Raw genomic sequence first — 7,553 nt, 5'->3', positions numbered from 1 at the left:
GAGCGTTCGGAAGTAGCGGAACATCTCATCCACGAGCAAAGGCATGATGCCCTCCGAGGGTTCGTCCAGGAGGATGAATTTCGGCTTGGATGCCGCGGCTCGGGCGATGGCAAGCATCTGCTGTTCGCCACCCGACATCGTGACGGCCTGCTGGCCGTGGGCCAGCTCGCGCGCCTGGTGCCGGGCACGTCCATCCAGGCCCACGGTCTTCAGCAAGGCCACCCGTGCCGGTTTGCCGCGGCACCAGGCCGATCCAGGCAGCGAACTCCCTACCATCTTTGAAGGCCGTTGGTGAGCCCATGCTGGAGACGACCGCCGTTGCCGTCATCAACCCCACGCCGGGAATCTCGGCCACCGCTTTGCACGCACTGCTTTGGCGAAGCTGCTGTGAGAGGCGACGCTCGATCGCGACGATGTCGGCCTGCAGTTGCCCGATGCGCCGCACTTGTTCATGCAGGCTATCGATCAACATCGAAGGCAAGCGCTGTTGCGCTTGCTCCGTAAGCGCGCGGTGATCCCATGTTGACCGCCACCGGCGGACGTGGCTGAGACTTAGATGGCGCCTGGTTGCCAGCGGTGCGGCAAGAGTTCGTCGATGCGACTGGCTTTGTGCGTGGGCAGCCGCGTGAGCACTTCCTTGAGGTAGGCATACGGGTCGTGCCCGTTCATGCGCGCCGACTGGATCAGGCTCATGACGGCGGCGGCCCGCTGGCCCGCGCGCAAACTACCGGCAAACAGCCAGTTGTTGCGACCGACGGCAATGGGCCGGATCTGGTTCTCGATCCAGTTGTTGTCCACGGGCAGTTGTCCGTCACCCACGAATCGGGTCAGCGCATCCCATCTTCGCAGGCTGTAGTCCAGCGCCTTGGCGGTTGCCGATCCGTCGGGCACCTGTCGCCGTTGCAGTGTCATCCACTCGTGCAGGGCATCCAGGATGGGCCTTGTCTGCTGCTGTCGAACGATTTGCCGTTGTTCGGCGCCCAGATCCCTGACCTCGCGCTCGATGTCATAGACCCGGGCGAACTGTTGCAGGGCGAGCTCGGCGATCTGGCTCTGGTTGGCCGCGTGCAGATCGTAGAACTTGCGCCGGGCATGCGCCAGGCAACCCACCTCGGTCACGCCGCTGGCGATCAGGGCCTTGTAGCCACTGAAGTCGTCGCAGGTCAGACTTCCCTTCCAGGCCTTGTCGGTGCCATGGCCCAGGAAGCGCCGGGCATGCTCGCCCGAGCGAGACTCGCAGAAGTCGTAGACCACGGCCTTGATGTCTTCAAACGCCCCCGGCGCATAGGCCCAGAGGTAGGCGCGGTGCGTCTTGCCATCGCCGGGCTTGAGCATGGCCACCGGAGTCTCATCGGCGTGCAGCACCCGGTGGCTGAGGATCTCGTCCTTCAAGGCATCGACCAGCGGCTGCAACCGCACGCCGCAGGTGCCTACCCATTGCGCCAGGGTCGAGCGCGGGATGGCCAGGCCGGCGCGGCCGAAGATCGCCTCCTGCCGGTACAGCGGCAGGTGATCGGCGTACTTGCCCACCAGCACCTGGGCCAGCAGGCCGGCGGTGGGGATGCCTTTGTCGATGACGTGCGCGTCGACCGGCGCCTGTTGAATGCTCTGGCACTGGGCGCATGCCCACTTGCCGCGGATGTGGCGTTCGACGCTGAACACGCCAGGCACGTAGTCCAGCTTCTCAGCCACGTCCTCCCCGATGCGTTTCATCTGGCAGCCACACGAGCAGGTGGTGGACGCGGGCTCGTGGCGGATCTCGCGACGTGGCAGGTGGGCGGGCAGTGGCAAGCGCTTGGCTTGTTTCTTCTCGGGGGTAGTCGGCGTTTGCGCCTGCGACAGCCCGTCGATCTCGCTGGCCACGGCCGCCAGGTCCGCTTCGATCTCGTCGTCGAGCAGGCTCTTCTGCTCAGGGCTGAAGCGCTCTGACTGGGCGGCGAACTTCATGCGCTTCAAGAGCGCGTTCTCGTGCGTGAGCTTGTCGATGAGGGTCTGCTTGAAGGCCAGTTCCTGGTCCTTGGCAGCAGCGGCTTGCAGCATGGACAGCAGCGCCGAGCGCAGTTGCTCGGGACTCAGACTATCCAGGGATTGGGGCTCGACCACCATGGGCATGACTGTGCCAGCGCGGGCAACGCCACGCCATTGGCACATGCACCGATTGGCAGACAGCAGGCAAACAATCAGATTCAGAGCACGGTGATGACGCCACCGTCGCCCAGGCGCTGCCAAGGCAGGCCCAGCACCAGAGCGTCGAACTGCGAGCGGCTGAGATTGGCGGTCAATGCCCCCTCACGCGGCCAGACGAATTTGCCGCTGTTCAGGCGCCGCGCCGCCAGCCACACACCAATACCATCGTGCACCAGAACCTTCATGCGGTTGGCTCTCCGGTTGGCAAACAGGTAGGCGTGATGCGGGCGTGCAGCACCGAAGACCGCCACCACGCGGGCCAGGTGGCCTGCCCCCCACCAGCCGTACCACGGTAAACGAGAGAAGTCCGTCAACCCAGGAGAATGACGGACATGAAGAAGAGCAGGTTCAGCGACGAACAAATCATTGGCTTCTTGCGACAGGCCGAGGCCGGCATGGGCATCCCCGAGTTGTGCCGCAGCGGCGGCTTCAGCCAGGCCACGTTTTACAAATGGCGTGCGAAGTTCGGCGGCATGCAGGTCTCTGAGGCCCAGCGCCTGCGCGAGCTCGAGAGCGAGAACGCCAAGCTCAAGAAACTGCTGGCCGAAGCCCATCTGGACATCCACGCCCTCAAGAGCGTCTTCGGGGTAAAGCGCTAGCCCCACAGGCGCGGCGCGATGCCATCCGACAGATGATTGAGCAGCATCACCTCTCGGAGCGGCACGCCTGCCGCCTTGTGGGGCTATCCCGAGACAGCTACCGCCACCCGCCGCAGCCCAGCGAGCTCAACGCCACCCTGGGTGAACAGATTCGGCAAACGGCCTTGGTGCGCCGCCGATTCGGTTACCGGCGCATCCACGACATGCTGCGCCAGCAGTTTCCGGGGGTGAACCACAAGCGCATCTACCGGCTGTACCGGCAGGCCAACCTGACGGTGAAGAAGCGCCGCAAAGTCAAACGCCCAACGCAGGAGCGCGTGCCGCTGCAACTGGCCAGGAACATCAACGAGGTGCTGAGCATGGATTTCGTATCGGACAGCCTGTCCAGCGGACGGCGAATCAAGTGTCTGACGGTGGTGGATGACTTCAGCAAGGAGTCCGTGGACATCACGGTGGACTACGGCATCTCGGGCCAGTACGTCACGCGCGTGCTCGACCAAGTGGCCAGGTTCCGCGGCTACCCGGCAGCAGTGCGAACGGACAATGGCCCGGAGTTCACCAGTCGGGCGTTCCTGGCTTGGACGCACAAGAACGGGATTCGGCACATCCTGATTGAGCCGGGCAAGCCTATGCAGAACGGCTACATCGAGAGCTTCAACGGCAAGTTCAGAGATGAATGCCTCAACGAGCAGTGGTTTGAATCGTTGTCACAGGCCCGGGAGTGCATTGCACATTGGCGGCGGGATTACAACGAGGTCAGGCCGCACAGCAGTCTGGGACGCATCCCGCCGGCACGATTTGCCCAGCAGCACCGCCAGCGCGCTGGCGGTGCTGCTGGCAGTGAGCAAAAACAAAACTTCGATTAACCTTCAACCCCGGACTTCTCCAATCCGTTGGTACGGTCAATGGGGGCAGGTCAATGACGCCCTCATACGTGCTCGCGCCGCCGGACACCCGGGCCGTGTACGTCATGATCGGCGTGACGAACTGCATCTGCTTCTTCATGCCAAAGTCGCCGGCCTGTTTGATGGATATGCGGTTGTCGGCCCCGAAGTTGTTGAAAACCAGGACATCAGGGTTCATCGCCCGAATCCTCGGAAGGAAGGCAGAGTAGTCGCTGGCGCCAAGTGGGTGCTTGACCTCGCCAACCACCACGGCGCCGAGTTGCTTGGCGACGGCCGTGAACCCACGGGTCATCTCATGGCCATAGGCGTAGTCGGCTGTCAGAAACGCCACCTTGGTGCCGCTCTTGAAGGCATACCTTCCCACGGCCTGGGTCGTCATGTGGGGATTGAGCGCTTCATGGAAGGTGTACGGGCTTGCATCGGTCGCTTCATTGATCGCGTCCGATTGGCTGATGGAGATGTACAGCGTCTTGCGTTGCTTCGTCACGTTGTTGATGGACAGTTGCGTCGCTGCGGACAAGCCGCCGACGATGAAGTTCGCACCGTCCTTCTCGATGAGTTCAAGGGCTCGCGTGGCCGCCTCGCCGGGGTTGAGCCTGTCGTCACGCACCAGCAACTCAGCCTTGCGACCCGCCAGGCCTCCAGCGCCGTTGAACTCCTTGACCGCCAATTCGGCATTGCGAACCTGGTCCTGGGCCTCCGCGCCATAGGGTCCGGTCAACGGAACCGGCAACCCGATCTTGATGGACTGCGCCTGAGAGATCCCCGCCGCACCCAGCAGAGCGACTGCAGGGAGTAGCCGGAAGAGGCGAGGCAAGAAAGTGCGTGACAACATGATGGTCTCCAATGGTCGGGAGCGGGAGTGCTCCGGTTGCTGTTTATCGAATGATAACTTTGACTTCGAGCAACTTAGTTGTCAATCGATCAATAGATTGGGTAAACCCTGATCAAAAATCATTGACACCGATGCTTGCCCGTTGCGTCAGCACGGCTTACTATTTATCTTTCGATAACCTAATGTCTGGGGGCTCAGATGCCCATTAGCAAGCTGGCTCACTTCTCGGTACGTACCACGTCGCTCGATGCATCCCGACGGTTCTACACAGAGATCCTGGGGTTCAAGGAAGGCTATCGCCCCGCCTTCAAATTCCCCGGCATCTGGCTCTATCGCGGCGGAGACGAGGCCGACTTCGGCGTCGTCCACATCATCGGGATCGACAAGAACGATCCGAAGGGGCTGCAGGAGTATCTCGGCGACAAGGACGAGTCCAGCCTGCACGGCAGCGCCGCAGTCGACCACCTCGCGTTTCTGGCCACCGACCTCAAGGACATGCGCCAACGCCTGCACGCCGCGCAACTGGAGTTCCGCGAGCGCACGGTGCCCGACCTGGGCCTGCACCAGGTATTCGTTGAGGATCCTTCCGGGGTCACCATCGAGCTGAACTTCCCTGCGGCCGAGGCGCTGGCACTGGAGAATCGCAATGTCTGAATCCCGCAAGGCTGTTGTCGTCGGAGGCTCGCTGGGGGGACTGTTCGCTGCCAATCTACTGCTTCGTGCAGGATGGGACGTGAATGTCTATGAGCGCGTGGCCGAAGAACTGGAAGGCCGCGGCGCTGGCATCGTCACGCATCCCGAGTTGATGGAAGCCCTGGTCGCCGTCGGCATCCCCCCCGATGAAGCCATCGGCGTGGCGGTCGAGGAACGCGTGACCCTGGCGCAGGACGGATCCGTCCTGGCCCGGCGTCCCATGCCCCAGGTGCTCACGGCTTGGGGAAGTCTCTACGGCATCCTCAAGAAAGCGTTACCCAAAGAGCGCTACCACAACGGGTATGCACTGGAGTCGATCACACAGGACGACAACGAAGTCCAGCTCGCCTTCTCCAATGGCCACCGCGATCAAGCCGAGCTCGTCGTCGCAGCCGATGGGCTGCGCTCCACGACGCGGCAGGCGCTCGTGCCGGAAGCCAAACCCGTGTATGCAGGCTATGTCGCGTGGCGAGGCCTGGTCGAGGAATCCGTCCTCAGCGAGCGCGCCCTGACGGAACTCTTTCCCTACTTCGCCTTTGGCATTCCGCCGCAGGAACAGATGATTGCCTATCCCGTCGCCGGACTGGAGAACGGCATGTCGCCAGGCAAGCGCCGATTCAACTTCGTGTGGTACCGGCCCGCCGACGAAGCCACCACGTTCAAGGACATGGTCACCGATGCCAGCGGCCGCGTCTGGATGGACGGCATCCCCCCGCCGCTGATCCGCCCCGAGATCGTGGCCCAGGCACGCCAGGCCGCCCACGACGTGCTGGCACCGCAGTTTGCGGAGGTGGTCGAGAAGACGGAGAACCTGTTCTTCCAGCCGATCTTCGATCTCGAAAGCCCCCGCGCGGCCATCGGTCGGGTCGCCCTGCTGGGGGACGCCGCGTTCGTGGCCCGTCCTCACTGTGGTATGGGCGTGACCAAGGCCGCGGGAGACGCCATGGCCCTCGTCCAGGCCCTCCAGGCGCATGCCAGCGTCCAGGAGGCGCTTGCCGACTACGGACGGCAGCGTGTGGCCTTCGGCACTTTCATCGTCGGGCATGCCCGAGCCCTCGGCGCGTACATGCAGGCGCAACTGCGCACACCCCAGGAGCGGGAGATGGCGGAACGCTATCGGACGCCGGAAGCGATCATGCGGGAAACCGCGGTTGCCCCGTCCAATCACTAAAGGGCAGTGCAGCCATTGGCCGAGAACATGACGGATCCCACGACCGACGCAACCTATGACCACATCATCGTCGGCGCCGGCTCCGCCGGGTGTGTGCTGGCGAGCAGGCTGAGCGAAGACCCTTCGCGACAGGTCCTGTTGCTGGAGGCTGGGGCCGATGTGCCCAGCTTGCATCCGCCCGCCGACATCCAGACCGTCAGCAGCGACGCCTCCTTCGTGGGGTCCTATCGCTGGCCCCTGAAGGGGCGTTATCTCGACGCCGAGAACGCCCCCGATGCGGGCGCTCCCCAGGCGCGCCTGCTCGGCGGGGGGTCCAACATCATGGGCATGGTAGCGCTGCGCGGGCTGCCAGACGATTACGACCGATGGGAATCAATGGGCGCCACGGGCTGGTCCTGGACGTCGGTTCTTCCTTTCTTCCGCAAACTCGAGAGTGATGCCGACTTCAGCGGCGAACTGCATGGCGCGACCGGCCCGACGAAGATTCGGCGCACCCCCGTCGCCGACTGGCCACCGCTGAGTCGCGCGGCGCTGGCGCACGCGCGGGAACTGGGCCTGCCGCTGCGCGGCGACATGAACGGCGAATTCGCCGACGGGATTTTCCCCCTGCCTGCTTCCGCAAGCACCGAGGGACGGCAATCCAGTTCGATCTGCTACCTGCCATTCAGTGCCTCAGGAGGCGCCTTGCTGTTCCACCTGCTGTCAAAGCTGTACGAGCGCACCAGCGTTGTGATCACCACCAACCTGAGCTTCAGCGAATGGGCCAGTGTGTTCGGGGATGCCAAGATGACCACTGCGCTGCTGGACCGGCTCACGCATCACTGCCATATTCTGGAAACTGGCAACGACAGCTTCCGCTTCAAGAACAGTTCCGCCCAGCAACCACCACAGACCACCAAGAAGGAGAAGACCGCCAAGAACTTATCCACAACGTGAGCAGTAAGTTCACGAACCAGGGTGGGTCAGATCGAGATGGAACTGGTGGGTTACGGTTGCATGGAAATCAACAGGATAGCGTCCTGTAGATCAGCAACGCCGGTCTTGCCCGAGTGAGCCCAGGATTTTCAACACTCGCCTTGTTGAAAAGTCCTCCTGCAACTGGGTGGCCTTCGAGCGGTCAATCTCGCAAGTCGCTCGAGTGGTGCGAACCTAGTATCCCAAGC

The 7,553-nt window shown here is 63.1% G+C and carries 7 protein-coding genes and 2 pseudogenes; 4 read left to right on the top strand and 5 right to left on the bottom strand.

Going from position 1 to position 7,553, the window contains the following annotated elements:
- The 4 genes and pseudogenes from CDO46_RS28350 to tnpB form a co-directional block, all read right to left on the bottom strand.
- Window positions 1–153 (bottom strand): annotated as a pseudogene (locus CDO46_RS28350) (ATP-binding cassette domain-containing protein); the annotation flags it as partial.
- A 42-nt stretch (window positions 154–195) separates the two neighbouring features.
- Window positions 196–493, bottom strand: a pseudogene (locus CDO46_RS27985) (transposase); the annotation flags it as partial.
- A gap of 59 nt (window positions 494–552) precedes the next feature.
- Complete coding sequence (locus CDO46_RS10965) at window positions 553–2,106, bottom strand: IS66 family transposase (RefSeq protein WP_087838505.1); 1,554 nt, start codon at window positions 2,104–2,106, stop codon at window positions 553–555.
- 80 nt (window positions 2,107–2,186) lie between these two features.
- Window positions 2,187–2,438: an IS66 family insertion sequence element accessory protein TnpB gene (tnpB, locus tag CDO46_RS28345; protein WP_254914583.1), complete on the bottom strand. Its 252-nt coding sequence runs from the start codon at window positions 2,436–2,438 to the stop codon at window positions 2,187–2,189.
- An 81-nt stretch (window positions 2,439–2,519) separates the two neighbouring features.
- Between tnpB and CDO46_RS10955 the strand changes: the two genes are divergently transcribed.
- Window positions 2,520–3,652 (top strand): IS3 family transposase gene (locus CDO46_RS10955; RefSeq protein WP_087838504.1). Its coding sequence is split into 2 segments (ribosomal slippage): window positions 2,520–2,781 and window positions 2,781–3,652, totalling 1,134 coding nucleotides; the frame shifts between segments, so codons are not numbered across the junction.
- Here the strand turns inward: CDO46_RS10955 and CDO46_RS10950 are convergent.
- Window positions 3,543–4,526, bottom strand: coding sequence for an ABC transporter substrate-binding protein (locus CDO46_RS10950; protein ID WP_254914581.1), 984 nt, complete (start codon window positions 4,524–4,526; stop codon window positions 3,543–3,545). The two genes, CDO46_RS10955 and CDO46_RS10950, sit on opposite strands and share 110 nt — an antisense overlap.
- Window positions 4,527–4,724: 198 nt before the next feature.
- On the opposite strand from CDO46_RS10950, the gene CDO46_RS10945 reads away from it, so the two are divergent.
- Genes CDO46_RS10945 through CDO46_RS10935 form a run of 3 tightly spaced genes read left to right on the top strand, consistent with a single transcriptional unit; the run spans window position 4,725 to window position 7,326 of the window.
- Window positions 4,725–5,180 carry a VOC family protein gene (locus CDO46_RS10945; RefSeq protein WP_087838483.1) on the top strand — a complete coding sequence of 152 codons (456 nt, stop codon included), beginning with the start codon at window positions 4,725–4,727 and terminating at the stop codon, window positions 5,178–5,180.
- Entirely contained in the window at window positions 5,173–6,390 is a 1,218-nt protein-coding gene (locus CDO46_RS10940; RefSeq protein WP_087838482.1) for an FAD binding domain-containing protein, read from the top strand. The genes CDO46_RS10945 and CDO46_RS10940 overlap by 8 nt, the downstream gene beginning before the upstream one ends.
- Before the next feature lie 27 nt (window positions 6,391–6,417).
- A complete protein-coding gene (locus tag CDO46_RS10935) occupies window positions 6,418–7,326 on the top strand; it encodes an ATP-binding protein (RefSeq protein WP_087838481.1) in 909 nt (302 codons plus the stop codon).
- Window positions 7,327–7,553: the final 227 nt, after the last annotated feature.

The organism is Pigmentiphaga sp. NML030171, assembly GCF_002188635.1.
Taxonomy (GTDB): domain Bacteria; phylum Pseudomonadota; class Gammaproteobacteria; order Burkholderiales; family Burkholderiaceae_B; genus Pigmentiphaga; species Pigmentiphaga daeguensis.
The sequence above is the reverse complement of the archived record's forward strand: the minus strand, read 5'-3'. Positions and strand labels throughout refer to the sequence as shown.